The organism is Bradyrhizobium sp. 199 (assembly GCF_023073355.1).
GTDB lineage: Bacteria > Pseudomonadota > Alphaproteobacteria > Rhizobiales > Xanthobacteraceae > Bradyrhizobium.
Window position 1 is genome coordinate 535,233 of sequence record NZ_JADPJI010000002.1, and the last position, 24,787, is coordinate 560,019.

Here is a 24,787-nt window from a genome sequence, read left to right on the forward strand (position 1 = left end):
GGACCGGGCGAGGGTGATGCCAGATGGTCGGGAATCAAAGGCCTGGTTCGAACTCAGAGCAAAGGGTGGTGTGATGACGGAGGCAATTCGCGGGTTCTGGGTGGCGTCAGCGACGCCGCTGGCGGCCGACGGCAGCGTGGACTCTGCAAAGCTCGCGGATCACGCCAAGCAGCTCTTCGGCAGGGGCGTTGACGGCGTCGTGTTGTTCGGCACCACCGGCGAGGGCACCTCCTTCAATGTCACCGAGCGCGTCGCGACCATCGAAGCCGTGCTCAAGGCCGGCGTTGCGCCGGAACGCATTGGGATCGGCGGCGGCTTTCCCGCCATTACCGACAGCGTGGCACTCTCGCGCGCCGTGCTTGGCCTCGGCCTGCGTCATGTGCTGCTGCTGCCGCCCTACTTCGACCGCAGCGTCACGGCCGAAGGCATCGAAGATGCCTTTGCCGCGATCATCGAAGGCATCGGCGACGACCGGCTGCGCGCCTATCTCTATCACATCCCGCAGATGTCGGGCGTTGCGATCCCGACCAGCGTCGCTGCGAACTTGCGCAAGCGCTATGGCAAGCAGGTCGCCGGCCTGAAGGACTCCAGCGGCGACTTCAAGCAGTTCCAGGCCTTCCGTGCCGCAGCTCCCGAGCTCGCCATCACCGTCGGCAATGAAGCCGATATCGCCCGCGCGATCGCCGCCGGTGGGGCCGGCACCATCTGCGGCATGGCCAATGTCGTGCCCGAGCTCGTCAAGGGCATGGTCGACGGCAAGGATGTCGAAGCGCGTATGCAAGCTGCGATCGACATCGTGCTGAAGACGCCCTCGTTCACCGCGACGCTCAAGGCTATCCTGGCGGCACAGACCGGCGACGCCGCCTGGTTGCGCGTGCGGCCGCCGCTCCGCGCATCCTCTGACGGCTCCACGTTCAAGCGGAAGCTCGACGAGTTGATGGCGCCCGCCATCGCGTGAGACCGCACAACATCGTGAGACATCGCCGCGGAGTCGCGCGTGACGCGTCGCGGCCGGAACGACGGCAATCGAAGATTGCCGCTCGGTGCCGATCTATTCTTAGAACGATTCAACACTAGAGCGATTCAAGTCCGCCTGCGGTTCTCTTCACCTATCGCGGCTGTTAGACGCGAGCTTCAATGCCGTGTCTGACGTGGAAGTGAATCGAACGTGCGTGCTCATCTGGATGGCCAACGCGCCAGCGGCCATCGTGCCGGCAAGCGCCGTGCAGGTCTTCTCATCGGAGCAGCCGTCCTGCTCGCCGAATGCCCCTCCAACGCGACGACCGCGCAAGCGCAATCGACCCTGCCGCCGGTGACGGTGGAGGCGCCGGGACAGCGCCCGAAGCCGGCGCGCGCGTCGGACCAGTCTTCACGCCGCACGCAGACCGCCGCCCGCCAGCGCAATCGCAATGCCGTACCCGCAGCGCCGACGCTTTCGGAGCGGGCGGCCGCGCAAGCCGCCGCGCAGCAGGCCGCAAAGCTCGGCTACCGTGCGATGCCGAGCGCGACTACGCTGCGCAGCAGCGCATCGCCGCTCAATACCTCGCAGGCCGTCAACGTCGTGCCCGAGCAGGTGTTGAAGGACCAGCTCCCGCGCAACATCGATGATGCGCTCATCAACGTCTCCGGCATCACCCAGACCAACACGCTCGCAGGCAGCCAGGACGCCGTGATCCGCCGCGGCTTCGGCGACAATCGCGACGGTTCGATCATGCGCAACGGCATGCCGCTGGTGCAGGGCCGAAGCCTCAATCCCGCGGTCGAAAGCGTCGAGGTGCTGAAGGGGCCGGCCTCGCTGCTCTACGGCATCATGGATCCCGGCGGCATCGTCAACACCATCAGCAAGCGCCCGGAGCTCTATCAGCACGGCTCGGTGACGCTGCTCGGCTCGGCGTTCAATGCTGCCAAGACCGGCGCCGACGGCCTGCTCGACATCACCGGGTCGATCGGCGACCAGGGTCTTGCCTATCGCTTCATCGGCTATGGCGTCAGCGAGGACTATTGGCGCAATTTCGGCCGTCACCGCGAGATGCTGGTCGCGCCGTCGCTGGCCTGGTACGGCCAGGACACCACGGTCCAGCTCAACTACGAGCATCGCGAGTTCATCTATCCGTTCGATCGCGGCACGGCGTTCAATCCGGTGACGAAGGCGCCGCTCGCAGTTCCCGCCACGCGGCGGCTAGATGAGCCTTTCAACAACACCTGGGGCACGTCCGACCTGCTCCAGACCTCGGTCGAGCACCGCTTCAACCAGGATTGGAAGCTCTATGCCGGCTACGGCTACAACACCGAGACCTTCAGCGCCAACCAGCTCCGCATTACCGGAATCAACTTCACAACCGGCAACGAGACGCGCAGCAATGACGGCACGCAGGGCTCGCTCAGCAATGTCAGTTACGGAACGTCCTACGTCTCGGGCGGCTTCTGGCTCGGCCACATGCGCAACGAGGTGGTGTTCGGCGGCGACGGCCAGTATCGCACCATCTACCGGGATAAGCTGATCCGGCAGACCACGCCCGCCTTCAACGTCTACAATCCCATCTATGGACTGATCGGCCCCGGTACGACGGTATCGAACAACGACAGCGCCCAGACCGACAAGCTCGGCCAGTGGTCGCTGTTCTTCCAGGACACGCTGCATTTGACCGAACGGTTCGCGCTGGTCGGCGGCGTGCGCTACATGGATTACGACCAGATCGCCGGGCGCGGAAAGCCGTTCAACACCAATACGAATGTGTCCCAGGACAAGGTGCTGCCGCTCGGCGGCGCCATTCTCAAGCTCACCGACCAAATATCGCTGTATGCGAGCTACACGCAGTCGCTGAAGCCGAACGCGACGATCGCGCCAATCGGCGTGGTGATCGATTCCAACGTCGCGCCGGAGGAGGGCGTGTCATACGAGGCCGGCGTCAAGTTCGATTTGAACAAGCGCATCTCCGGTACGCTGGCGCTCTACGATCTCGACAAGAAGAACGTGCAGACGACGAAGACGAACAGTGCGGGCATCGTGGAGCTCCACACTGTGGGCCGCGCCCGCTCGCGCGGCGTCGAGCTGGACGTCACCGGTAGGCTCACCGACAGCTGGGCCTTGATTGGCAGCTATGGCTATACCGATGCCCGCGTGACGGCGTCCGAGGATATGACGTTGCTCGGCAAGAAGCTGCAAAACGTCGCCTTGAACACAGCATCGCTCTATCTGGTCTACGACTTCGGCACCGCATTGCCCGGCCAGCTCCGCCTCGGCGGCGGCGCGCGCTATGTCGGGGACCGTCCCGGCGATTCCATCAACTCCTTCTTCTTGCCGTCCTATGTGGTCGCCGACATTTTTGCGACCTATGAGACGAAATACCAGAACACGCCGGTGATCTATCAGTTCAACGTCAAGAACCTGTTCGACACCGTCTACTATCCCTCCGCCGTCAACAATTTGAATGTCGCGATCGGCGATGCGCGGCGCGTCTCGCTGTCGGCAACGGTGAAGTTCTAGCGATGGCAGCGCGGCTGGGGCACACCATCAAGGCGATCCTGTTCCAGGTCCATTCCGTCGTGGGTCTGGTCCTCGCGCTGCTGGTGTCACTGATCGCGCTCACCGGCGCGATCATGAGTTTTGAGGACGAGATCGTCCATCATCTTAATGCCGACATCATGCAGGTCGCGCCGCGTCAGGCGCCGGCGCTGATGCCGGACGCGCTGGTGGCGCGGCTGAAAGCAGCCCAGGATCTCGGCAAGGTCTCGGCCGTCACGCTGTCGAGCGATCCGTTTGCGGCGGTCCATGTCCGCTTCGGCCGCGATGAGCAGGGCGGACGGCCGGCCTCGCTCTATGTCGACCCCTACGACGCGCGCGTGCTGGGCTCGCTCCGCGGCGAGGCGTTCTTCGCGACGGTGCGCCAGCTGCATCGCTGGCTGCTCATTCCCGGCGACGGCAAGGGCTGGGGACGCCCGATCACCGGCACCATCGCGCTGGGCCTCATCGTCATGCTGGTGTCGGGCCTCGTGCTGCGCTGGCCGCGTCGCGCCGACAGCGTGAAGATGTGGCTGAAGCCGAATCTCGGGCTCGGCGGCCGCGCCCTGCACCGCTCGCTGCACACCGTGATCGGCACCTGGGTTCTCCCGATCTATCTGGCGATGACGCTCACCGGGCTGTATTTCTCCTTTGAATGGTACAAGGACGGCGTGACCTGGCTGTTGGCGCGTCCGCACGTCACCGCAGCTAAGATGACTACAAAGCCGCTGCGTGCGGCCGGCCATGCCGAGCCGGCCTCGCCAATCGGATTCGATCGAGCATGGACGGCATTCCAGCGCGAGGAGGGCGATCGGTTTTCCAGGGCCTTGCTGACGCTGCCGGCGGGGCCGGGTGCGGCAATACGGATCCGCTCATGGGGGAAAGCGTCGTTGCTCGAGACCACGCGCGACGAATTCCGCATCGATGCTATCACCGGGCAGTTGGTGTCAGCCGAGCGCTACGCCGACAAGACGTTCGGCGAGACGATCATCGCCGCCATTTACGACATCCATCGCGGCGAGATTATCGGCTGGCCCGGGAAGCTCGCCTTCATGATCGCTGCGATCCTGATGCCGCTGTTCGCGGTCACCGGCATCCTGCTCTATCTGTCGCGCCGCAGGCTGCGGCGCCCGGCACAGCCGCCGCTCGGGCGGCTCGTTCCCGGCGAGTGAGCCGCCAAGGTGGCTCGCCGAATGCTTGTAGATCGCTCGATCACCCTCGCCGAGGCCGTGGTAGATCAACATATCGCTTGCGGCTACAAGAAGCTCTTGTCTCACCCAGCGTGGAATGGTTCGATCTGCCTCGCACATCTTAAGGTCACTGCCTGCGGTGCTCGTCAGACGCAGCGATCTGCCCGTACCGCTGGCTCACCCGGCGCGAAGTTTCTTCGGCGGGCTGCCCAGACTGCCCCCGCAAATCGACTGGCCGATGGCGGGTCAGGTCGGACGAAACATGAGAGACTGTCGCGCTCACTTTCGTGGGCCAGATCGACTTGGCTGAAGTGCCTGGCTCCGGCTGGTCGCCGCTTCCGCAACGAGGCACGCTCTATTTCTTCTGCAGCTCGATGTTCGTCGGCGAAGGACATCCACCGCGTCACGTCGTCTACAGTCCTGCCGACGGTAATTGGCATTCCAGTGTCGGCGGTGTGCTCCATTTTTGGGTCAATCGGGAATGCGCTTGACCGGTGCGACTTTTCGCAAGTCGTCGCTACATACGAGTGCGATTAGCTGATCTCTGCGCGCTGCCCTGTTCTCCGATATCGCTAGCCAACACCACCGCGATGGTTCAAAAGATCATGGCCCTCGTCTCACGGTTCACGCCATGAAGCTTCCCGCCGTCACTCCCGCCGATATCCGCTGCGCGCTGCTCTTGCGCGAGGAAATCGCGCTGCTCGATCTCAGATTCGAGGCAGGCTTCGCGACCGGGCATCCGCTGTTCGCCGCCAACATGGCGGTCGATCGGATCGCGATCGAGGCCGAGGCGAGGATGCCGCGCAAGGACGTGCCGATCGTGCTGTATGATGATGGTGAGGGGCTGGTCGCGACTGGCGCCGAACGTCTCGCCGCACTCGGCTATTCCAACATCAGCACGCTCGAGGGCGGGTTGAAGGCCTGGCGTGCGGCGGGCTATGAAATCTTCCAGGACGTCAATTCCTATTCGAAAGCGTTCGGCGAATTGGTCGAAGCGCGGCGGCACACGCCGTCGCTCAGTGCCGACGAGGTGGCCAAGCTGATTGCCGACAAGGCCAACATGGCTATCCTCGACGTCCGCCGTTTCGACGAATACGCGACCATGAACATTCCGGGCTCGGTCAGCGTGCCCGGCGCTGAGCTGGTGTTGCGGGCAGGGCAGGCTGCGCCCGACCCTGAAACCACCATCATCGTCAATTGTGCTGGCCGTACTCGCTCCATCATCGGCACCCAGTCGCTGATCAATGCCGGCGTGCCGAACAAGGTGCGCGCGCTGCGCAACGGCACCATCGGCTGGACGCTGGCGCGGCACACGCTCGACCGCGGCGCCGACAGGCGCGGCGCGATCGGGCCGTTCGACGGCGGCCCGGCCAATGCGCGCGATGTCGCCTATCGCGCCGGCGTGCGCCACATCGGCGCGAACGAGATGGCTGCACTTGTTGCGCAGTCTGGCCGCACGCTCTACCGCTTCGACGTGCGTGACGCCGAGGAGCATTCGGCCGGCCATCTGCCGGGCTTCCGGCATTATCCGGGTGGCCAGCTCGTCCAGGAAACCGACATGGCCGCGCCGGTGCGCGGAGCGCGCATTGTCCTGACCGACGACAGGTGCGTCCGCGCCGACATGACGGCGTCGTGGCTGGCGCAGATGGGTTGGGAGGTCTATGTGCTGGAGGGCGGCTATGACGGCGCGCTCGAGATCGGCCCGCCGCGCGTGCTGCCCAAGCCGGATCCGGCCCACCGCTACCGCCGTCCTTATGAAGGTGCCGACGTCGCGCAAGCCGCAATGCAGGCCTATCTCGATTGGGAATATGGCCTCGTCGAGCAACTCCGCCGCGACGGCACGCACGGGTTTTATGTGATCTAGTTCTGGATGCCGTCACCTTGAAGTGGCCGCTGCTTCAGCGGCCCTCGAAGGGCGACGGCCCCGCTGCATCGGGGCCGTTCATCCTTCGAGGCTCGCCAAAGAGGCGAGCACCTCAGGATGACGGAACGGCCACTGTGCGTGCGGGAATGACGGAGCCGGGGGGATGCCAAGCGCATCTCCGCTCCCCGCTATCTTCTGCCCGGATCCGACCCCTATTGTGCTGGGCCTCCTCCGCGGTCTAAGAGCTGCGGCAAAGCCGCCATTTATGGAGACACCATGCCAGCCCCAGGCCAAAGCCCTGAGCGGAGCGCCAAGGCGCTGCTGCTCGAAGGCGTCAATGACAGTGCCGTGGACCTGTTCAGGAGCGCGGGCTTCACCAATCTCGAGCGGTTGACCAAGGCGCTGGACGGTGAGGATCTGCGGCGCGCCCTCAAGGGCGTGTCGCTGCTCGGCATCCGCTCGCGCACCCAGATCACCGACGAGGTGCTCGGGGCCGCCGACCAGCTGCTCGCGGTCGGCTGCTTCAGCGTCGGCACCAACCAGGTCGATCTCATGGCCGCACGCAAGCGCGGCATTCCCGTGTTCAACGCGCCGTTCTCCAACACGCGCAGCGTCGCCGAGCTCGTGATCGGCGAAATTGTGATGCTGCTGCGGCGGATATTCCCGCGCTCCGTGTCGGCCCATGCGGGCGGCTGGGACAAGTCGGCGACCGGCAGCCGCGAGGTGCGCGGCCGCACCCTCGGCATTGTCGGCTACGGCAATATCGGCTCGCAGCTCTCGACGTTGGCCGAAGCGATCGGCATGCGCGTGATCTATTTCGACCGCACCGACAAGCTCCGCCACGGCAACACCGAACCGGTCGAGAGACTGGAAGAGCTGCTGGCGCAGAGCGACGTCGTCAGCCTGCACGTGCCGGAGACGCCGGAGACATCTGGCATGATCGGCGAGACGGAGTTGCGGACGATGAAATCAGGCTCCTTCCTGATCAACAACAGCCGCGGCACCGTGGTCGATCTTGACGCGCTCGCGCGCGCCTTGCGCGACGGTCATCTTGCCGGCGCCGCCATCGACGTGTTTCCCGTCGAGCCGTCCTCGAACGCGGATCGCTTCAACAGTCCGGTGCAGGGCCTGGAGAACGTCATCCTCACCCCGCATATCGGCGGCTCCACCGAAGAGGCGCAGGAGCGCATCGGCGGCGAGGTCGCGCGCAAGCTGGTCGACTATTTCATCACGGGCTCGACCATGGGCGCGGTGAATTTCCCGGAAGTTCAACTGCATCTGCGTCCCGCCGGCGCCCGCTTCAGCCATGTCCATCGCAACGTGCCCGGCGTGCTGCGGCGGCTGAACGAGGTCTTCCTCCAGCGCGACATCAACATTGCCGCGCAATATTTGGAGACGGCCGGCGATCTCGGTTACGTCGTGCTCGATGCCGATCTCGGCGGCCAGGATTCAGCCGCGCTGCTCCAGCAGATCCGCGCCCTCGACGGCACGATCGGCGCAAGGCTGGTGTTCGAGCACTAGATCTCTGCTTGACGGCTGCCGGGAGGTCCGCCTGAATGCGGCCTCCTGGTCGAGCGAACCAGAATAGAAAAAGCAGGGGGAAGCGATGACGCAGATGCGTACGAAGCTATCGGTATGGCTCGTGGGTGCGGCGGTCGTGTGCAACGCGAATTCCGCTATGGCGCTGACCCTCGCAGAGGATGCAGAAACCGTCTGCAAGGGTCTCGCCGGCGGGACCGATGCCGTGAAGATGGATTCGACGACGTTTCAGTCGCCGTCGCCTCTCGCCGTTGCCGAACGCGGGCCGACGCCATCGGGGCGCGTCACGCCGGCCAATCCAGCCTTCTGCAAGGTGCTCGGCCATATCGACCCGGTCGACCCCAAGGCGCCGCCAATCAGATTCCAGGTCAACCTTCCCGTCGAATGGAACGGGCGCTCGGTGCAATATGGCGGCGGCGGGTTCAACGGCGTGCTGATCACCGGCCTTTCGCTGCCGCCGGCCTATCCGTTCGACAAGCCGTCGCCGCTCGCGCGCGGCTTCGTCACCTACGGCACTGATTCCGGCCATGAAACGAAGCAAGGCGAGCCGCCGCAAGTCTTCGCGCTCAACGACGAAGCCTTCGAGAATTTCGCGCACCGCGCCTACAAGAAGGTGCGCGATGCGGCCGTTGGGCTGATGGAGCGCGCTTACGGCAAGAAGCCGGAGAAGATGTACTTCATGGGTTCATCCGAAGGCGGCCGCGAAGGCCTGACCATGGCGCAGCGCTACCCGGATGATTTCGACGGCATCTTTGCCCGCGTACCCGTGATCAACTGGGTCGGCCTGCAGCACGCTGGCACCCGTTCGGGACTCGCGACCATGGGCGCGGGCTGGATCAATCCGGCGCAGGTGAAGCTCGTCGGCGAAGCCGTGCGGGCGGCCTGCGACAAGGCCGACGGCTCCGACGATGCGCTGGTGCAGGACCCGGTTGCTTGCAAGGCGGCATTCAAGGTCGAGACGCTGCGCTGCCCGTCTGGCCAGAGCGGCGATCAGTGTCTGACCGATCCGCAGATCAAGGCGATCGAGACCCTGCACGGCACCTACAAATTCCCCTTCGCGCTTGCCAATGGGCTCGACGATTATCCCGGCTGGGGGGTGTCGGGCGAGGACACGCCGGCGATCGGCCCGACCGGTGGCTGGGTCGCGTGGTGGCTCGGCACCGCGCCCCCGGCGCAGCCGCCTGCGCCCAACAACGGCATCGCCTGGATCTACGGCGCCGGTGGCATTCAATATGTGTTCGCGCGGGATCCCAAGCTCGACGTCACCACCTACAAAGTGGAGGACCACAAGGCGCGGCTGCTCGAGGTCTCCAAGCTGATGGATTCGACCGACCCCGATCTCAGCCGTTTCCGGATGCGCGGCGGCCGGCTGATCATGCTCGAGCACATGGCCGACTATGCGCAGAGCCCCTATGCCGGCATCCGCTATTTTGAAAGCGTCGAGCGCAAGCTCGGCAAGGCCGAGACCGCGGAGTTCGCGCGGCTCTACACCGCCCCCGGCGTCGATCACGTCGGCTCCGGCGCCCCGGCCAATGTCGACATGCTGAGCGTGCTGGTCGACTGGGTCGAGAAGGGCCAGCCGCCCGCCGATCTGGAAGTTATCGAGCAGAAGGTCGAGGCGCCGTCGTTCGCGACACTGCGCGCGCTGCCGCTGTGCCGCTGGCCCGCCTGGCCTCACTACAAGGCGGGTGCGGTGACGGAGGCGGCAAGCTTCACCTGCGCGCCGTAAGGAACGGCTGGTTTGACAACCGCAGCGCGCTTGGCTATATATTTCGTATGCGAAATAAATCGGCCGGCGCGCGGCATCACCGGCTGATCTATCTGCTGAGCGTCGCACATCGCCGCTTGCAGCGCTGGATGGCGACGCGGCCTGAGAGCGAGGTCACGCCGGCGCAGGCCGGGCTGTTGTTCATCCTCGGCAAGCGGGACGGCATGCTGATGGGCGAGGCGGGCGCGGCGCTCGATCTGGGGCCGGCGGGCATTTCCGGCCTCGTCGACCGCACCGAGGCTGCCAAGCTGATCGAGCGGCGGGCCGACCGCGAGGACGGACGCGCCTCGCGCATCTTTTTGACGCCGAAGGGACGGACCGCGCTGGCGCAGGCGAAGGCCGGCGCGGCCGAGGTCAACGCGGCGCTGACGGACGGATTCACGGCCGCGGAGATTGACATCGTGGCGCGGTGGCTGACCAGCATTCAGGACAAGTTTCCAAGAAATTCAGAAGACTAGAAGGAGAGAGCGATGACCGAGCACGTCCGCATCGAGAACAACGGCGGCATTCTTACCCTCACGCTGGCGCGTCCCGACAAGAAGAACGCGCTGACCGATGCGATGTACGGCAAGCTCGCCGACGCCATCGAATCCGCCGAGCGCGATCCGTCGGCCCGCGTGATCCTGATCCGCGGCGAGGGCGACATGTTCACGGCCGGCAACGACGTCGGCGAATTCGCGGCCGTCGCCGCCGGCAAATCCGAAGGCAGCCGCAACGTCGTGCGCTTCATCCAGTCGCTGGCCCGCTGCACGAGGCCGCTGGTCGCCGCAGTGCAAGGCCGCGCCGTGGGCGTCGGCACCACGATGCTGCTGCATTGCGATCTCGTCGTGCTCGCCGACAACGCGCAATTGTCGACGCCGTTCGTCAGCCTTGCGCTGGTGCCGGAAGCCGCCTCCAGCCTGCTGATGCCGGCGCGCATCGGCTATGCCCGCGCCTATGAGATGTTCGCGCTCGGCGAGTCCGTTCCTGCCAGGTCGGCGCTGGAATGGGGCCTCGCCAACCGCGTGGTGCCGCTCGACAAGCTCGATGCGGAGGCGCTCGCGCTCGCGCAACGTCTCGCCCGCCAGCCGGCCGGCGCCCTCACCGCCACCAAGCGCCTGATGCGCAACGGCGAGGCGCTGGTTGCGCAGATGCAGGCCGAGGGCGAGCAGTTCGCCCAGCGCCTGCGCACCGCCGAGGCGCGCGAGGCGTTCACGGCCTTTGCCGAGCGCCGCCCGCCGGATTTCACCAAGGTCGCGTGAGGGGACGCGGCCTGCCAGGAGTACGGCGTCCATTGCTCGTCCCTTCGCTCCACGTCAACAGCAGCAAGCCGCTCGACGACGCTCAGAAGCGGTCAGTGGCGCAATCGGATGGTACGATCACCTCTGCCTGGGCAGGCATGGCAGAATTGCCGGCGGCGCCCGACGTGACCGCGGAACTGGCGACCGCGGCCACCGATCTCCCGCAACTTCCAGCGGGCCGCGCAAGGCAACCCTGAGGTCACCGGCACCATCGGCAGCGTCGCCAGGCTCAACCAGGAGGCCGGCAACGCCGGTCCGGTGTTGTCGGACTCCGTCAAGAAGATGTGGGCCGACGCCGATCGCCTCCGCGTCGCGGTCGAGCGCTTCTTGGGAGCGGTGAAGACGGCGTGGCTTCGCCTCCTTCTTCCATTCTGACGTCGTGCGTTCGGCATTGCCGCCGGTCCGCGCGGCGGGTACATCTGTGGCGCCGCATCAATTATGCGGCGAGAGACGTAAGACACATCAGGATGGAGAGTTCGATGCCGGTCACCCCTCACAAGGCCCAGCGTCCCTATCGCGGCGTGTTCCCGGTTGCGCCCACCATCTTCGACGAGCGCGGCGAGCTTGACCTCGAGGGCCAGCGCCGCTGCATCGATTTCATGATCGATGCCGGCTCCAATGGTCTCTGCATCCTTGCTAATTTCTCCGAGCAGTTCGTGCTCACCGATGCCGAGCGCGAAACCGTGATGCATGCTGTGCTGGAGCATGTCGCGGGCCGGGTTCCCGTGATCGTCACCACCACCCATTTCAGCTCGGCCGTTTGCGCGGCCCGCAGCCAGCAGGCGGAGGCGGCGGGCGCCGCCATGGTGATGGTGATGCCGCCCTATCACGGCGCGACCTTTCGGGTGCCAGAGAAGGGCGTCGTCGAATTCTTCCGCGTGCTCTCGGGCGCGATCAACATTCCCATCATGATCCAGGACGCACCGGTGGCCGGCACGCCGCTGTCGGTCGAGCTGCTCGCGCGGCTGGCGCGCGACTTCTCGAACATCCGCTATTTCAAGATCGAGGTCGCAGGCGCGGCTTCGAAGCTCCGCGGGCTGATCGAAGCCGGCGGCAAGGACATCGAGGGACCGTGGGACGGCGAGGAGGCGATCACGCTGCTGGCCGATCTCGACGCCGGTGCCACCGGCGCGATGACCGGCGGCGGTTATCCCGACGGCATCCGCCAGATTGTCGATCCCTATTTTGCCGGCGATCGCGAGAAGGCGAAGGCCGCTTACGAGCGTTGGCTGCCGCTGATCAACTACGAGAACCGCCAATGCGGCCTGATCGCCTGCAAAGCGATGATGCAGGCCGGCGGCGTGATCAAGTCGGATACCGTGCGCCATCCGCTCCAGCCGCTGCATCCGGCCACGCGCGCGGGCCTGCTGGAACTCGCCAAGGAGCGCGACGCGCTTGCGCTGCGGTGGGGGAAGTAACGCCCAACACGCGGCTCTCGCAGGGTGGGCAAAGGCGCGGAGCGCCGTGCTCACCACCTTTACCGACGGCGACATGTGGTGGGCGCGCTCCGCTTTGCCCGCCCTACGAGGCCTGCGGTGGAGGAAGCAAGTCTCTCCGCCGTCATTGCGAGGAGCTCTTGCGACGAAGCAATCCAGACTGTGTCCGCGGGGGCAGTCTGGATTACTTCGCTGCGCTCGCAATGACAGGGTTTGTTGCGGCTACCGGGCCAATCCCCATTCACCGATGATGCGAAAGCGCGCCTTCGCATCATCCTGCTTGAACAGCGCGATGCGGTCGATCTCGAGCGTCTCGATCCCCAGCGCCGCAAAGCGCGCCCGCAGCATCTCCAGGATCGGCCCGCGCCGCTCCGCATCCAGCCGTCCGGTCAGCGTCATGTGGAAGCGGAATTCTTCCATCACATACGGGTAGCCCCAGCGGTCGAGATGGTCGCGCTGCCGTTCGCTGAGCTTCTCGGGTCTGCGCCGCGCGCGGTCTTCCGCCGACAGAGCGGCGCGGAACGAATCGAACTCGCGGACGCAATCGGCCGCGAGTGCTTGAAGCGCCTCGACGGGCTCGGCCGGAATGACGGCGATGAAGCCGCTAATGGCATCGACGACCGGCCGGATTACGGGAGGCGGCCGCGCCCTGCCGGCGAACATCGCGCAGGCGGCAATCAACTCGGCTTCGGTTTTGCCAGATGCGAGCGCCATCGGCGCCTTCAGCGTGGCGTGAAAACCATATTTGCGGGGATCGGCGCTGACGTCACGCCAATCGGGCGCGACGCGCAATGCATCGGCGGGAAAGGCCAGCTCGTCGCCGGTATAGGCATCGTAGCCGAGCAACTCCGCGCCGAAACGCGTGAGCGCATCGTCAGCTCCTGCGGCAAAATAGATCGCGTAGCGGGGAAAACCTGTCATTGCCCGAGCATAGCCGGTTTAAGCCGCGACGACAGCTTCGCGCGGCGTGCTCGTCGCCGCGACCAGTCGTGTCGCATCGGTGAGATGGACCAGCCTGCCGCCTGAAATCACCGCGATCAGCCGCGGCCGCAATGGCACGCCATCATCGACCAGCAGAATGTCGGCGCGGCGGCCATCCGCGAGCACGCCCCGATCGGCAAGGCCGGTCGCGCGCGCAGGGCCGGCGGAGACCAGATTCCAGGATTCCGCCAGCGGCAGCACGCCGTCGGCGGCGAGGCGGAAGGCGGCGAGCAACTGAGCGGGATAGTAATAGTCCGACGCCAGCACCGAGCAGAGCCCCTTGGCGATCATGTCGGAGGCCTTGGTCCAGCCGGTGTGGCTGCCGCCGCGCACGACGTTCGGCGCGCCGTAGACGATGGCATCACCGTGGCTTGCCGCCGCCCGCGCCGTCTCCTCGTTGACCGGAAACTCCGCGATCTCAGCGCCGAGCGCGCGAAACTCCTGGCGCATCGCCGGTGACGCATCGTCGTGGGAGAGCATCCGCACCTCGGCGCTGCGGGCCGCAGCGGCGAGGCGCGCCACCGAAACCGGTACCTCGGCTGCGCGCGCGACCACGCGCTCGACCAGCCGGTCGAAATCCTCAGCCGACAGGCCGGTGCGCTCCACCATGCGGTTGCGCTTGCGCGGCTTGTCCATGTCGCCGACGGTGCCGTCCATATGGTCGTTGAAGGCGAACAGGTCGATGCGGCCCTCGGCGAGCCATTGGCTGATCTCGGCCTCGGCGTCGAGATTATAGGTCTCGTGCCGCAGATGGAAGCGGGTGTCGGCGGCAAATTGTGGACGCTGCCGCTCGATTGCCTCCATCAACCCGCGTGCATTGTCGGCACTGCGCAGGCCCGGCTCCCACGAACAGGTCGTGGCGTGAAACACCGTGGTGATGCCGTTGCTGATCGCCTGGCGGTCGCTGTCGGCGAGCGCAACATCGATCGGAAAGTCGACGCCGGCGCGGGGCATCATCTGCCGCTCGAAGGCATCGCCATGAAGATCGACGATGCCGGGCAGCACCAGCAAATTGCGCGCATCGATCGCCAGCCGCGCCCGGCCGCGAGAGGCGTCGATCGCGGCGATGTCCTGTCCGGACACTGTCAATGACGTTTCGACGAACTCGGCGCCGATCAGGGCCCGGCCGCCTTCAAGGAAGATGTCTGTCACGCGACCGCGCTTCGTTTGCTGGCAGGGAAACTGGCATGAGAATTGGAGAGAGAGCTCGCCCGTGCTTCGTATGTCGCAAGGAAATCTTCAATCCCAAGTTTGCGGAAATCGGGCAGGGCCTCATGCAATTTGTCGTGATCCCAGTCCCACCAGGCCAGCCGCGCAAGCCGTCCGGCAATCTCGTCAGAGAACCGCCGCCGCACGATGCGGGCCGGATTGCCGGCGACGATGGTGTAGGCCGGCACGTCCTTCGTGACGATGGCGCCGGCCGCGATCACCGCGCCGGTGCCGATGTAGCGGCCCGGCAGCACGATCGCGCCGTGGCCGATCCAGACGTCGTGGCCGATATGGACGTGATGCTGGCGCCGCCAGTCGAAGAACTCGGCATCGTCGCTCTCGCCTTCGAAATAGGCGCTGGAGCGATAAGTGAAATGCGCCTGCGCCGCGCGATGCATCGGATGATTGCCCGGATTGATCCGCGTCATCGCCGCGATCGAGCAGAACTTGCCGATGGTGGTGTAGGTGATCTGGGCGTCGTTGACGACATAGGAGTAGTCGCCCATCGCCACGTCATGCAGAATCGTGCGCGCGCCGACCTCGGTATAGGCGCCGAGCCTGGTCTCATGCAGCTTGGCGGACGGATCGATGGTCGGCTGGACTGAAAGGGCTTTGGCGGCCATGTTGAATCCGGAGCGCGAGGGCGGGCGTTCCTCTTCGAGCGGCTTGATGACAATGTTATGACGCAGCGATGACAGGGGATGACGTGTGTTGGATCGCCGTACCGCAACGCCCGTGTCACACAAGTGTTAAGCGCTGGCGCTAGCGATTGGCTCGATCTAATCTGGAGCCCTGCATGCTGGTGGTGGAAGGTCTGACGTGTCGCTTCGGCGCAAAAGCCGCGGTGGACGACGCTTCGTTTCAAGTGTCTCCCGGCGGCTTCGTCGGTGTGATCGGACGGTCCGGGGCCGGCAAGTCGACCCTGCTGCGGAGCATCAACGGCCTGGTGACGCCGACTGATGGACGCATCCTGTTCGACGGGATCGACGTCACCGCCATGCGCGGCAAGGAGCTGCGGCAGTGGCGGGCGCGTTCGGCGATGATCTTCCAGCAGTTCAACCTGGTCGGGCGGCTCGATGTTCTCACCAACGTCCTGATGGGGCGCCTTGCGGCGATGCCGGTCTGGCGTTCGCTATCGCAAATCTGGCCGGAACGGGACAAGGCGCTGGCGATGTCCGCACTCGAACAGTTCGACATCGCATCGCTCGCCGCCCAGCGCGCCGACCAGCTCTCCGGCGGCCAGCAGCAGCGCGTCGCGATCGCGCGCGCTTTGGTGCAGCAGCCCGACATCATCCTCGCCGACGAGCCGATCGCCTCGCTCGATCCGCGCAACACCAAAATCGTGATGGACGCGCTGCTGCGCATCAACAAGCATTTCGGCATCACCGTGCTCTGCAATTTGCATTCGCTCGATCTGGCGCGCAGCTATTGCGACCGCCTGATCGGCATGGCGCAAGGGCGCGTGGTGTTCGACGGCGCACCGTCCGCGCTGACCGACCACGTCGCACGCGAGCTCTACGATCTCGAAGCCGCCGAGGTCATGGGCGCCATGCCGATCCCGGTGCCCGAAGATGTCCCGACGCTCGGAACGGCCGCGGCCGCCTGAGCGACGTCTGTTTCTTTTGCAAACCGACCCAACCGATGAAGAGGGTATCATGATCACTCGCAGATTAGTCCTTGCCGGCGCCGCCGCGCTCGCGCTCACGGCTTCCGCCTCCGCGGACGACTGGAAAGCCAAATATCCCGAGCTGACTTTTGCGGTCGTCCCGGCCGAGAACGCCTCCGGCGTCACCGAGCGCTGGGCGCCGTTCGTGAGCTATCTCTCCAAAGAATTGGGCGTGAAGGTCACGCTGCGCATCGCCAACGACTATGCCGCTGTCATCGAAGGCCAGCGTGCCGGCAACATCCACATCGCCAGCTACGGCTCGGCCTCGTTCGCGCGCGCCCGCCTGACTGGTGTCAAGTCCGACGCCTTCGCCAACGACATCAACGCGGACGGCTCGACCGGCTATTATTCGGTATTCTTCGTCAAGGCGAGCAGCGCCTACAAGAAGGTCGACGACCTCAAGGGCAAGAACCTCGGCCTGGTCGATCCGAACTCGACTTCCGGCAACAACGTGCCGCGCTTCGAGCTCGACAAGATGGGCATCCACGATGCCGACGGCTATTTCAGCAGGGTCGTCTTCACCGGTAGCCACGAGAACGCGATGCTGGCGCTGTCGCAGGGCACGGTCGACGTCGCCGCCAACCAGTGGACCAGCGACGACGATTCCACGCTGGCGCAGATGCTGACCAAGGGCATGCTGAAGAATGCCGACGGCTCGGCGATGAAGAAGGACGATTTTCGCATCATCCACAAGTCGGCGCCGATCATCAACGGCCCCTATGCCTACAACTCCGACCTGCCGGAAGATGCCAAGGCCGCCATTGCGAAAGCGTTCTTCGACGCGCCGGCCAAGGACAAGGCGGCGTTTGACCGTCTTTCCGATGGCCAGAAGAAGGGCTTTCATCCCGCCACCACCAAGGACTGGGAGGGCACGATCGAGCTGATCAGGTTCGTCGACGCGCTGCGTAAAAAGAAGGCGTCCTAAATTCGGGACGATGCCACTGAGGCCGGGTCGATCGACCCCGCTCTTTCTTTGACGCGACTTAATCTCAGGCCGATGACAACAGCGGTTTCGATCCTTCCCGAGCAGCAGCTTGCCGTGCTCAACGCCGCCTATCGCCGGGCGGTTGGGCGCAAGCGGCTCCGCCTGCTGTTGGAACTTGTGATCTTCGCCGCGGCGCTGCTGCTCGCCGCAATCGGCGCCGAAGTGAATCTGCGCACGCTCTTCACCCATTTCGGCAATTTCTTCAGCTATTTCGACCGCATCCTCACGCTCGACACGGGCCAACGCGTCTGGACCGATGTCGGCGAGTGGCTGTGGGGCTGGCGCAAATGGCTGAAGATGCTGGGCGAGACCTTGCTCATCAGCTATGTCGGCACGCTGATCGGCGCGACCCTGGCATTTTGCCTCAACTTCTTTGCCGCGGAAAATACCTCACCCGCCCCCTGGCTGCGCTTCACGGTGCGGCGCCTGCTCGAATTCGCCCGCACCGTACCGGGCATCGTCTTCGCGCTGATCTTCGTGATCGCCTTCGGCCTGGGTCCGATGGCGGGCGTGCTCGCGATCGCGATCCACTCCACCGGTGCGCTCGGCAAGCTGTTCTCGGAGATCGTCGAGAACGCCGACATGAAGCCGGTCGAGGGCATCCGTTCGACCGGCGCGAGCTGGCTGTCCTGCATGCGGTTTGCGGTGGTACCACAGGTGACCGCGGGCTATGCCAGCTACGCGCTGCTGCGCTTCGAGATCAACGTCCGCGAAGCCTCCGTGATGGGCTTTGTCGGCGCTGGCGGCATCGGCCAGGAGCTCGTTGTCGCCATCCGCAAATTCTATTACTCGGACGTCAGCGCGATCCTGCTCACGATCATCATCACCGTCTTCATCATCGACATCACCACTGGCTGGTTGCGCGGCCGCCTGTTCGGCGGCGAGGCGCGCACGTGACGGGGCCGCACGAGGTCGATGCACGACAACTTCGGGCGCGCTACCCCGATATATTCGACCGGCCCGCCTCGGCGCGCCTTGCCATGCCGGCGATGATCTTCGCGGCATTCGCGATCCTCATTTATGGCCTCGTCGATCTCGATTTTTCGCCGTCGCGATTCGTCGCGGGTCTCAGCCAGCTCGGCTGGATCTCTTTGATGATGATCCCGCCCGATCCCGGCTCCTCGCTGCCGATCTATCTGAAGGCGCTCGGCGAGACGCTGTCGATCGCGCTGCTCGGCACGACGCTGGCTGCGGTGTTCGCACTCCCGGTCAGCCTGCTGGCTGCGCGCAACGTGGTGCCGTCCAGCCTCCTGCGCTTTCCCGTTCGCCGCGTCCTGGATTCGATCCGCGGCGTCGACACGCTGATCTGGGCGCTGGTGTGGATCAACGTCGTCGGGCTCGGCCCGTTCGCCGGCGTGCTCGCCATCGCGGTGTCGGATTTTGGCGCCTTTGGAAAACTGTTCTCAGAGGCGATCGAGAGCGCCGACCAGAAACAGGTCGAAGGCATTCGCGCCTCCGGCGGCAGCCCGCTGCACGAGATCCGCTTCGGCCTGCTGCCGCAGGTCCTTCCCGTCATCGCCGGCCAGGTGCTCTATTTCATCGAATCCAACACCCGCTCGGCCACCATCATCGGCATCGTCGGCGCCGGCGGCATCGGCCTCCAGCTTGCCGAGCAGATCCGCGTCTTGGAATGGCAAAAAGTGTCGTTCCTGATCCTGATGATCCTGATCGCAGTGGCCGCGATCGATTTCGTCTCGGGAAAATTGCGCTTCGCCATCATCGGCCGGAGGGCAGTGGCGTAGGTTCTTCTCTTCCCTTCTCCCCTTGTGGGAGAAGGTGGCGCGAAGCGCCGGATGAGGGGTTGCATCCGCAAATCCAACTGTGGAATCTCTTCGCGAGAGAGACCCCTCACCCGGATCGCATCTTGCGATGCGATCCGACCTCTCCCACAGGGGGAGAGGTGCACCGCGGGCGTGGCACCAACTCACCCGTTCTCCACCAGAAACTCCACTCGCTCCGCGGCAAAGCGCGAATGCTTGGTCATCAGCGGCTTGCCGTGGAGATCGTGGTCGGTCGCGTCGACCACCAGGATCGGCCGTCCCAGCGCAAGATCAAGCCGGGCGGCGTCGGTTGCGTCGACGATGCCGGCGGTGATTCGGGTCGCGCCGCGGCGATAGTCGCGCACGTCATAATGTTCGAGCAGTTTTGTCATCGAGCGCGTCGCTGCGAACACGGCGCCGGCGCCCGGAAACAGCACGGCGGACAACCAGGTGGTCGAGATGCAGATCGGCGTACGATCGGCGAGGCGGATCGCCTCGATCCGCACCAGCGGCGCGCCGGTCTTCAATCCGAGCTCCCGCGCCAGCTCACGCGTCGCGACGTCCTCCCTTGCCTCGATTAGCCGGCCATGCGGTTCGCGCCCCTCGGCCCCGACAATCTCTGAGAAGCGGGTGCGCGAGCGCAAGGGATAGGCGAGCTTCTGCGCCTCGACATAGGTTCCGCTGCCGCGCTCTGCCCGCACCAGGCCACGTTCGGCAAGGGCTGCCAGTGCCCGCCGCACGGTGTGGCGGTTGACGCGATAGGTCTCCGCGATCTCGATCTCGCCCGGCAATTTGTCGCCGGCCGCAAAGCGGCCGTCGGCGATGCCACGCTCGATGCCGTCGGCAACGAGGCGCCATAACGCAACGCCCGACGATGCAGTGTCTTGCATGCTCATATCGCCGGTCAGCCTAGCCCGGGAATCGGCTTTGTCACGAAACAGTCATGGCGTTCATTTATAAAGTTGTCTAGTATCATAGACAACTTTGATGCGGCAAGTTCTGTAAGGTTCGGTGGATCAGGTGACCCAACACAACGACCAGCAAGCCCAGCGCAAGGCCGCAATGGCCGTGCTGGCGCACGCGGAGGCGGGCGAGATCGCCGCCCGGCTCCGCGACTTGACCCTGCCCCCCTATCAGGATCTGCGGGCGCCCGAAAACGGTCTCGTCATGCTGCGCGGCCGCGCCGGTGGCGACGGCGCGCCGTTCAATCTCGGCGAAGCCACGGTCTCGCGCGCGGCGGTGCGGCTTGCGAGCGGCGAGGTTGGTTTCGGCTACACGCTCGGGCGTGACGGTGAAAAGGCGCGGCTGATCGCCCTGTGCGATGCGCTGGTGCAGTCCCGCGATTTCGGCGGAGCGGTCGAACGGGACGTTATTGCCCCGTTGCGTGAGCAGCTTATGACGAGGCGCACGCAGGCAGCGGCCGAGACCGCTGCGACGAAGGTTGATTTCTACACCATGGTGCGCGGTGAGGGGTGAGATCATGACCACGATTGCGGAACTGCCGCCGGGTTTCGCCGACAAGGTGCTGTCGGCGCAATCGACCTTTCGCTCGGTGATGGACGCGATGGCGCGCCCCGGCTCGGTCCAGCGCATCGTGCCGGGAGCCGGGACGCCCGAGACGATGATGCGCGGCACCGCCGCGATCGCGCTGACGCTGTTCGACCACGATACGCCGCTTTGGCTCGATTCGCGGATGGCGGAGAGCTCGGGCGTGGTGAAATGGCTGAAATTCCACACCGGCGCGCCGGTGGTGCAGAATTCCTCCGTCGCGAGCTTCGCGCTGATCAGCGATGGCGGAGCGCTTCCGCCGCTCGAGCGCTTCGCGTTCGGGACGAGCGAATACCCAGACCGTTCGACCACATTGATCCTCCAGGTCGAGCGCCTGGATGCAGGCCGCAGCTTCGAGCTGCGCGGTCCGGGGATCGACGGCGCCGCGACGCTCCAGGCGGCGATCGAGCCGTTCGATCTGTTCGAGCGCCTGCATGTCAACGAGGCGCTGTTTCCGCGCGGCATCGATGTCGTGCTGGTCGCCGATGACGCCGTGGTGGCGATCCCCCGCACTACGCGCGTCATGAGCAAGGGAAGCTGAAGCATGTATGTCGCAGTCAAAGGCGGCGAACGCGCCATCGAGAACGCCCATCGCCTGCTCGCACATAAGCGGCGCGGCGTCCAAAGCGTTCCGGAGGTCACGCTGGACCAGATCTCGGAGCAGCTTGGCCTTGCCGTGGACCGCGTCATGAGCGAAGGCTCGCTCTACGACCGCGAGCTGGCCTCGCTCGCGATCAAGCAGGCGCGCGGCGATCTGATCGAGGCGATCTTCCTGGTTCGCGCCTTCCGCGCCACGATGCCGCGTTTCGGCGCCAGCGAGCCCGTGGACACCGGCGCGATGCGGGTGCAGCGGCGGGTGTCATCGACCTTCAAGGACATTCCGGGCGGCCAGATCCTCGGGCCGACCTTCGACTATACCCACCGCCTGCTCGATCCCTCGCTCGCGGAAGGATACGTGCCGGAGGCGCCGGCAACCGCCGAAGCCTCGGCGGCGCCGACGCCGCGCGTGACGGATATTCTCGGACGCGACGGGCTGATCGAACCCTCGCCGCAGGCCGAAGACGGCGCCAGCGTCGGCGATCTCACCCGCGAGCCGCTGAACTTCCCGGCCGACCGTGATTTGCGTCTGCAAAATCTCGCGCGGGGTGACGAAGGGTTTTTGCTGGCGATGGGCTATTCCACCCAGCGCGGCTATGGCCGCAACCATCCCTTTGCCGGCGAGATCCGCTTCGGCGAGGTCGAGGTGGAGTTCGTCGCGGAAGACGCCGGCTTCGCCGTGCCGCTGGGTTCGATCGAACTCACCGAGTGCCAGATGGTCAATCAGTTCAAAGGCTCTGCGACGGAAGCGCCGTGCTTCACCCGCGGCTATGGCCTCGCCTTCGGCCAGAGCGAGCGCAAGACCATGTCGATGGCGCTGGTTGATCGCGCACTGCGCGCCCGCGAACTCGGCGAGGAGGTGCGCGCGCCGGCGCAGGACGAGGAGTTCGTGATGTCGCATTCGGACAACGTTCAGGCCACCGGCTTCGTCGAGCATCTGAAGCTGCCGCATTATGTCGACTTCCAGTCCGAGCTCGGCCTCTTGCGCAAGCTGCGTCAGGAGTTCGCGGATGCCCAGGCGCCCGACGCCATGAAGGAGGCCGCGGAATGAACGCGCCCGCCTACAACTTTGCCTATCTAGACGAGCAGACCAAGCGGATGATCCGCCGCGCGATCCTGAAGGCGATCACGATCCCCGGCTATCAGGTGCCGTTCGCCAGCCGCGAAATGCCGATGCCCTATGGCTGGGGCACCGGCGGTGTCCAGGTGACCGCCGCAATCCTCGGTCCCGCCGACGTGCTGAAGGTGATCGACCAGGGATCCGACGACACCACCAACGCGATCTCGATCCGCAAATTCTTCGCCAAGACCGCGGGCGTCGCCACGACCACGGCGACGGATGCGGCGACCGTGATCCAGACGCGTCACCGCATCCCGGAGACAGCGCTGCACGAAAATCAGGTGCTGGTCTATCAGGTGCCGATCCCGGAGCCGCTGCGCTTCCTCGAGCCGCGCGAGACCGAGACGCGGCGCATGCACGCGCTCGCCGAATACGGCCTGATGCATGTGAAGCTCTATGAGGATATCGCCCGCTTCGGCCACATCGCGACCGCCTATGCCTATCCGGTGAAGGTGAACGCGCGCTACGTGATGGATCCCTCGCCGACGCCGAAATTCGACAATCCCAAGATGGACAATTGCCCGGCGCTGCAACTCTTCGGCGCCGGCCGCGAGAAGCGCATCTATGCGATCCCGCCCTATACGAAGGTGGTGTCGCTCGATTTCGAGGATCATCCGTTCGAGCCGTATCGTTTCAACGCGCCCTGCGCGCTGTGCGGCGCGGAGAATTCCTATCTCGACGAGATCGTCACCGACGACAAGGGCAGCCGCATGTTCGTCTGCTCGGACACCGACTATTGCGAGGGCCGCCAGACCGCCGGCCATCACGGCAGCCTCAGCGCCGCGCCGTACAAGGAGAAGGCGGGCTCACATGGTTGATCAAGACTTGGTCGGTCAAGACTTGGCTGATGTCGATGCCCTTGAAAACGACCAGCCGTTGCTGGCCGCGACGTCTCTCAGCAAATCCTTCGGCCGCATCGCCGCCTGCCGCGAGGTGTCGTTCGCGCTGTATCCCGGCGAGGTGCTGGCGATCGTCGGCGAGTCCGGCTCGGGCAAATCGACGCTGCTTCAGCTCCTCTCGGGTCAGCTGGCGGCCAGCGGCGGCCATGTATCCTACCGGATGCGCGACGGTGTCGCTCGCGATCTCGCCACGCTCGGCGAAGCCGAGCGGCGCTTTCTGTTCCGCACCGATTGGGGCTTCGTGCATCAGGATCCCGCCCAAGGCCTGCGCATGGCGGTGTCGGCCGGCGCCAATGTCGGCGAGCGGTTGATGGCGGTGGGGTGGAATCACTATGGCCGCATCCGCAACGCCGCGTCGGACTGGCTGACGCGCGTCGAGATCGACGTCGCCCGGATCGACGATGCGCCCCGCACCTATTCCGGCGGCATGCGCCAGCGCCTCCAGATCGCCCGCAACCTCGTCACCGAGCCGCGGCTGGTGTTCATGGACGAGCCGACCGGCGGCCTCGACGTGTCGGTTCAGGCACGCCTGCTCGATCTCCTGCGCAGCCTCGTGGCCGAGCTGCACCTCGCCGTCATCATCGTCACCCACGATCTCGCGGTGGCACGCCTCTTGTCGCACCGCGTGATGGTGATGAAGGGCGGCAGCGTCATCGAGACCGGGCTCACCGACCAGGTGCTCGACGATCCACGCGAGCCCTATACGCAACTCCTCGTCTCCTCGATTCTGCCGCCATGAGCATTGCAATGACCGCCATGATCGATATCGCCGACGCCAGGAAGACCTTTACCATGCACCTGCAGGGCGGCATCCAGCTGCCCGTCGTCAGCGGCGTGACCTTCCAGGTCAATCCCGGCGAGTGCGTCGTGCTGTCGGGACCGTCAGGCGCCGGAAAATCGTCGATCCTGAAGATGATCTTCGGCAATTACCGCTGCGATTCCGGCCGCATCGGCATCCACCACCGCGGCGCGCTGATCGATCTTGCCGCCGCCGAGCCGCGCCAGGTGCTCAACGTCCGCCGCTCGACCATCGGCTATGTCAGCCAGTTCCTGCGGGCGGTGCCGCGCGTGGCCACCGTCGACGTCGTCGCCGAGCCGCTGGTCGCTGCCGGCATGGCCCGCGCCGACGCAAAGGCCCGCGCCGGCGAGTTGCTGCATCGCCTCAACATCCCTGAGCGGCTCTGGCAGCTTCCGCCCGCGACCTTCTCCGGCGGCGAGCAGCAGCGGGTCAACATCGCCCGCGGCTTCATCTCGGATCTGCCCATCCTGCTGCTCGACGAACCGACCGCCTCGCTCGATGCCGCCAACCGCACTGTGGTGGTCGAGCTTGTCGCCGAGAAGAAGCGCCAGGGCGTCGCCATGGTTGCCATTGTCCACGAAGACGAAATCCGCCATCTGATTGCCGACCGTATCGTCGACGTCACCAGCTTTGCCGCGGCCTGA

23 protein-coding genes and 1 pseudogene are annotated in these 24,787 nt (G+C 65.4%); 20 read left to right on the forward strand and 4 right to left on the reverse strand.

The window, feature by feature from the left end; all coding sequences use genetic code 11:
* Positions 1-73: 73 nt before the first annotated feature.
* The 10 genes and pseudogenes from IVB28_RS02525 to IVB28_RS02575 all read left to right on the forward strand — a co-directional run bounded on the left by IVB28_RS02525 (position 74) and on the right by IVB28_RS02575 (position 12,561).
* Positions 74-958: a dihydrodipicolinate synthase family protein gene (locus tag IVB28_RS02525; RefSeq protein WP_247524483.1), complete on the forward strand. Its 885-nt coding sequence runs from the start codon at positions 74-76 to the stop codon at positions 956-958.
* Between the two features lie 210 nt (positions 959-1,168).
* On the forward strand, positions 1,169-3,487 hold the full coding sequence (locus tag IVB28_RS02530) for a TonB-dependent siderophore receptor (RefSeq protein WP_247524484.1): 2,319 nt from the start codon (positions 1,169-1,171) through the stop codon (positions 3,485-3,487).
* Between the two features lie 2 nt (positions 3,488-3,489).
* On the forward strand, positions 3,490-4,674 hold the full coding sequence (locus IVB28_RS02535; protein WP_247524485.1) for a PepSY-associated TM helix domain-containing protein: 1,185 nt from the start codon (positions 3,490-3,492) through the stop codon (positions 4,672-4,674).
* Between the two features lie 649 nt (positions 4,675-5,323).
* A complete protein-coding gene (locus IVB28_RS02545) occupies positions 5,324-6,556 on the forward strand; it encodes a rhodanese-like domain-containing protein (RefSeq protein WP_247524486.1) in 1,233 nt (410 codons plus the stop codon).
* Between the two features lie 276 nt (positions 6,557-6,832).
* Complete coding sequence (gene serA / locus IVB28_RS02550; protein ID WP_247524487.1) at positions 6,833-8,077, forward strand: phosphoglycerate dehydrogenase; 1,245 nt, start codon at positions 6,833-6,835, stop codon at positions 8,075-8,077.
* Positions 8,078-8,162: 85 nt separating this feature from the next.
* A complete protein-coding gene (locus tag IVB28_RS02555; protein ID WP_247524488.1) occupies positions 8,163-9,824 on the forward strand; it encodes a tannase/feruloyl esterase family alpha/beta hydrolase in 1,662 nt (553 codons plus the stop codon).
* Between the two features lie 47 nt (positions 9,825-9,871).
* Complete coding sequence (locus IVB28_RS02560; protein WP_247524489.1) at positions 9,872-10,321, forward strand: MarR family winged helix-turn-helix transcriptional regulator; 450 nt, start codon at positions 9,872-9,874, stop codon at positions 10,319-10,321.
* A gap of 12 nt (positions 10,322-10,333) precedes the next feature.
* Positions 10,334-11,104, forward strand: a complete 771-nt coding sequence (locus tag IVB28_RS02565) for an enoyl-CoA hydratase (protein ID WP_247524490.1) — start codon at positions 10,334-10,336, stop codon at positions 11,102-11,104.
* Positions 11,105-11,299: 195 nt separating this feature from the next.
* Positions 11,300-11,518, forward strand: a pseudogene (locus tag IVB28_RS02570) (hypothetical protein); the annotation flags it as partial.
* A 104-nt stretch (positions 11,519-11,622) separates the two neighbouring features.
* On the forward strand, positions 11,623-12,561 hold the full coding sequence (locus IVB28_RS02575; protein ID WP_247524491.1) for a dihydrodipicolinate synthase family protein: 939 nt from the start codon (positions 11,623-11,625) through the stop codon (positions 12,559-12,561).
* A 240-nt stretch (positions 12,562-12,801) separates the two neighbouring features.
* Here the strand turns inward: IVB28_RS02575 and IVB28_RS02580 are convergent, their stop codons facing one another.
* The 3 genes from IVB28_RS02580 to IVB28_RS02590 are packed head-to-tail and all read right to left on the reverse strand — an operon-like array spanning position 12,802 to position 15,392.
* Complete coding sequence (locus IVB28_RS02580; RefSeq protein ID WP_247524492.1) at positions 12,802-13,500, reverse strand: DUF1045 domain-containing protein; 699 nt, start codon at positions 13,498-13,500, stop codon at positions 12,802-12,804.
* 18 nt (positions 13,501-13,518) lie between these two features.
* Positions 13,519-14,712 carry an alpha-D-ribose 1-methylphosphonate 5-triphosphate diphosphatase gene (locus IVB28_RS02585; protein WP_247524493.1) on the reverse strand — a complete coding sequence of 398 codons (1,194 nt, stop codon included), beginning with the start codon at positions 14,710-14,712 and terminating at the stop codon, positions 13,519-13,521.
* Positions 14,709-15,392 carry a chloramphenicol acetyltransferase gene (locus tag IVB28_RS02590; RefSeq protein WP_247524494.1) on the reverse strand — a complete coding sequence of 228 codons (684 nt, stop codon included), beginning with the start codon at positions 15,390-15,392 and terminating at the stop codon, positions 14,709-14,711. Before IVB28_RS02590 ends, IVB28_RS02585 begins: the two co-directional genes overlap by 4 nt.
* 173 nt (positions 15,393-15,565) lie before the next feature.
* Between IVB28_RS02590 and phnC the strand changes: the two genes are divergently transcribed.
* From phnC to phnE (IVB28_RS02610), 4 genes are all read left to right on the forward strand, one after another.
* Positions 15,566-16,375 (forward strand): phosphonate ABC transporter ATP-binding protein, encoded by an 810-nt coding sequence (gene phnC / locus IVB28_RS02595; RefSeq protein ID WP_247524495.1) that lies wholly within the window; start codon positions 15,566-15,568, stop codon positions 16,373-16,375.
* Positions 16,376-16,424: 49 nt separating this feature from the next.
* The gene (phnD, locus tag IVB28_RS02600; protein ID WP_247524496.1) at positions 16,425-17,360 is read left to right on the forward strand and encodes a phosphonate ABC transporter substrate-binding protein; all 936 of its coding nucleotides are present in this window, start codon (positions 16,425-16,427) and stop codon (positions 17,358-17,360) included.
* Positions 17,361-17,432: 72 nt separating this feature from the next.
* Positions 17,433-18,317: a phosphonate ABC transporter, permease protein PhnE gene (phnE, locus tag IVB28_RS02605; protein ID WP_247524497.1), complete on the forward strand. Its 885-nt coding sequence runs from the start codon at positions 17,433-17,435 to the stop codon at positions 18,315-18,317.
* A complete protein-coding gene (phnE, locus tag IVB28_RS02610) occupies positions 18,314-19,162 on the forward strand; it encodes a phosphonate ABC transporter, permease protein PhnE (protein WP_247524498.1) in 849 nt (282 codons plus the stop codon). Before phnE (IVB28_RS02605) ends, phnE (IVB28_RS02610) begins: the two co-directional genes overlap by 4 nt.
* 182 nt (positions 19,163-19,344) lie before the next feature.
* Here the strand turns inward: phnE (IVB28_RS02610) and phnF are convergent, their stop codons facing one another.
* Complete coding sequence (gene phnF / locus IVB28_RS02615) at positions 19,345-20,076, reverse strand: phosphonate metabolism transcriptional regulator PhnF (RefSeq protein WP_247524499.1); 732 nt, start codon at positions 20,074-20,076, stop codon at positions 19,345-19,347.
* A gap of 115 nt (positions 20,077-20,191) precedes the next feature.
* Here phnF and phnG point away from each other — a divergent pair, with 115 nt between their 5' ends.
* From phnG to phnL, 6 genes are read left to right on the forward strand one after another with little or no spacing between them, the layout of a single operon-like run.
* A complete protein-coding gene (gene phnG / locus IVB28_RS02620; protein ID WP_247524500.1) occupies positions 20,192-20,656 on the forward strand; it encodes a phosphonate C-P lyase system protein PhnG in 465 nt (154 codons plus the stop codon).
* Between the two features lie 4 nt (positions 20,657-20,660).
* The gene (gene phnH / locus IVB28_RS02625; protein ID WP_247524501.1) at positions 20,661-21,269 is read left to right on the forward strand and encodes a phosphonate C-P lyase system protein PhnH; all 609 of its coding nucleotides are present in this window, start codon (positions 20,661-20,663) and stop codon (positions 21,267-21,269) included.
* 3 nt (positions 21,270-21,272) lie between these two features.
* Positions 21,273-22,376 carry a carbon-phosphorus lyase complex subunit PhnI gene (locus IVB28_RS02630; protein WP_247524502.1) on the forward strand — a complete coding sequence of 368 codons (1,104 nt, stop codon included), beginning with the start codon at positions 21,273-21,275 and terminating at the stop codon, positions 22,374-22,376.
* The gene (locus IVB28_RS02635; protein ID WP_247524503.1) at positions 22,373-23,263 is read left to right on the forward strand and encodes an alpha-D-ribose 1-methylphosphonate 5-phosphate C-P-lyase PhnJ; all 891 of its coding nucleotides are present in this window, start codon (positions 22,373-22,375) and stop codon (positions 23,261-23,263) included. Before IVB28_RS02630 ends, IVB28_RS02635 begins: the two co-directional genes overlap by 4 nt.
* Positions 23,264-23,285: 22 nt before the next feature.
* Positions 23,286-24,083 (forward strand): phosphonate C-P lyase system protein PhnK, encoded by a 798-nt coding sequence (phnK, locus tag IVB28_RS02640; RefSeq protein WP_247525325.1) that lies wholly within the window; start codon positions 23,286-23,288, stop codon positions 24,081-24,083.
* An 8-nt stretch (positions 24,084-24,091) separates the two neighbouring features.
* Positions 24,092-24,787, forward strand: coding sequence for a phosphonate C-P lyase system protein PhnL (phnL, locus tag IVB28_RS02645; RefSeq protein WP_247524504.1), 696 nt, complete (start codon positions 24,092-24,094; stop codon positions 24,785-24,787).

Coding starts and splice junctions, on each gene's coding strand:
- IVB28_RS02525 (WP_247524483.1), top strand. CDS start 74: ATGACGGAGGCAATTCGCGGGTTCTGGGTGGCGTCAGCGACGCCGCTG.
- IVB28_RS02535 (WP_247524485.1), top strand. CDS start 3,490: ATGGCAGCGCGGCTGGGGCACACCATCAAGGCGATCCTGTTCCAGGTC.
- IVB28_RS02545 (WP_247524486.1), top strand. CDS start 5,324: ATGAAGCTTCCCGCCGTCACTCCCGCCGATATCCGCTGCGCGCTGCTC.
- serA (WP_247524487.1), top strand. CDS start 6,833: ATGCCAGCCCCAGGCCAAAGCCCTGAGCGGAGCGCCAAGGCGCTGCTG.
- IVB28_RS02555 (WP_247524488.1), top strand. CDS start 8,163: ATGACGCAGATGCGTACGAAGCTATCGGTATGGCTCGTGGGTGCGGCG.
- IVB28_RS02560 (WP_247524489.1), top strand. CDS start 9,872: ATGCGAAATAAATCGGCCGGCGCGCGGCATCACCGGCTGATCTATCTG.
- IVB28_RS02565 (WP_247524490.1), top strand. CDS start 10,334: ATGACCGAGCACGTCCGCATCGAGAACAACGGCGGCATTCTTACCCTC.
- IVB28_RS02575 (WP_247524491.1), top strand. CDS start 11,623: ATGCCGGTCACCCCTCACAAGGCCCAGCGTCCCTATCGCGGCGTGTTC.
- IVB28_RS02580 (WP_247524492.1), bottom strand. CDS start 13,500: ATGACAGGTTTTCCCCGCTACGCGATCTATTTTGCCGCAGGAGCTGAC.
- IVB28_RS02590 (WP_247524494.1), bottom strand. CDS start 15,392: ATGGCCGCCAAAGCCCTTTCAGTCCAGCCGACCATCGATCCGTCCGCC.
- phnC (WP_247524495.1), top strand. CDS start 15,566: ATGCTGGTGGTGGAAGGTCTGACGTGTCGCTTCGGCGCAAAAGCCGCG.
- phnD (WP_247524496.1), top strand. CDS start 16,425: ATGATCACTCGCAGATTAGTCCTTGCCGGCGCCGCCGCGCTCGCGCTC.
- phnE (WP_247524497.1), top strand. CDS start 17,433: ATGACAACAGCGGTTTCGATCCTTCCCGAGCAGCAGCTTGCCGTGCTC.
- phnF (WP_247524499.1), bottom strand. CDS start 20,076: ATGAGCATGCAAGACACTGCATCGTCGGGCGTTGCGTTATGGCGCCTC.
- phnH (WP_247524501.1), top strand. CDS start 20,661: ATGACCACGATTGCGGAACTGCCGCCGGGTTTCGCCGACAAGGTGCTG.
- IVB28_RS02630 (WP_247524502.1), top strand. CDS start 21,273: ATGTATGTCGCAGTCAAAGGCGGCGAACGCGCCATCGAGAACGCCCAT.
- IVB28_RS02635 (WP_247524503.1), top strand. CDS start 22,373: ATGAACGCGCCCGCCTACAACTTTGCCTATCTAGACGAGCAGACCAAG.
- phnL (WP_247524504.1), top strand. CDS start 24,092: ATGACCGCCATGATCGATATCGCCGACGCCAGGAAGACCTTTACCATG.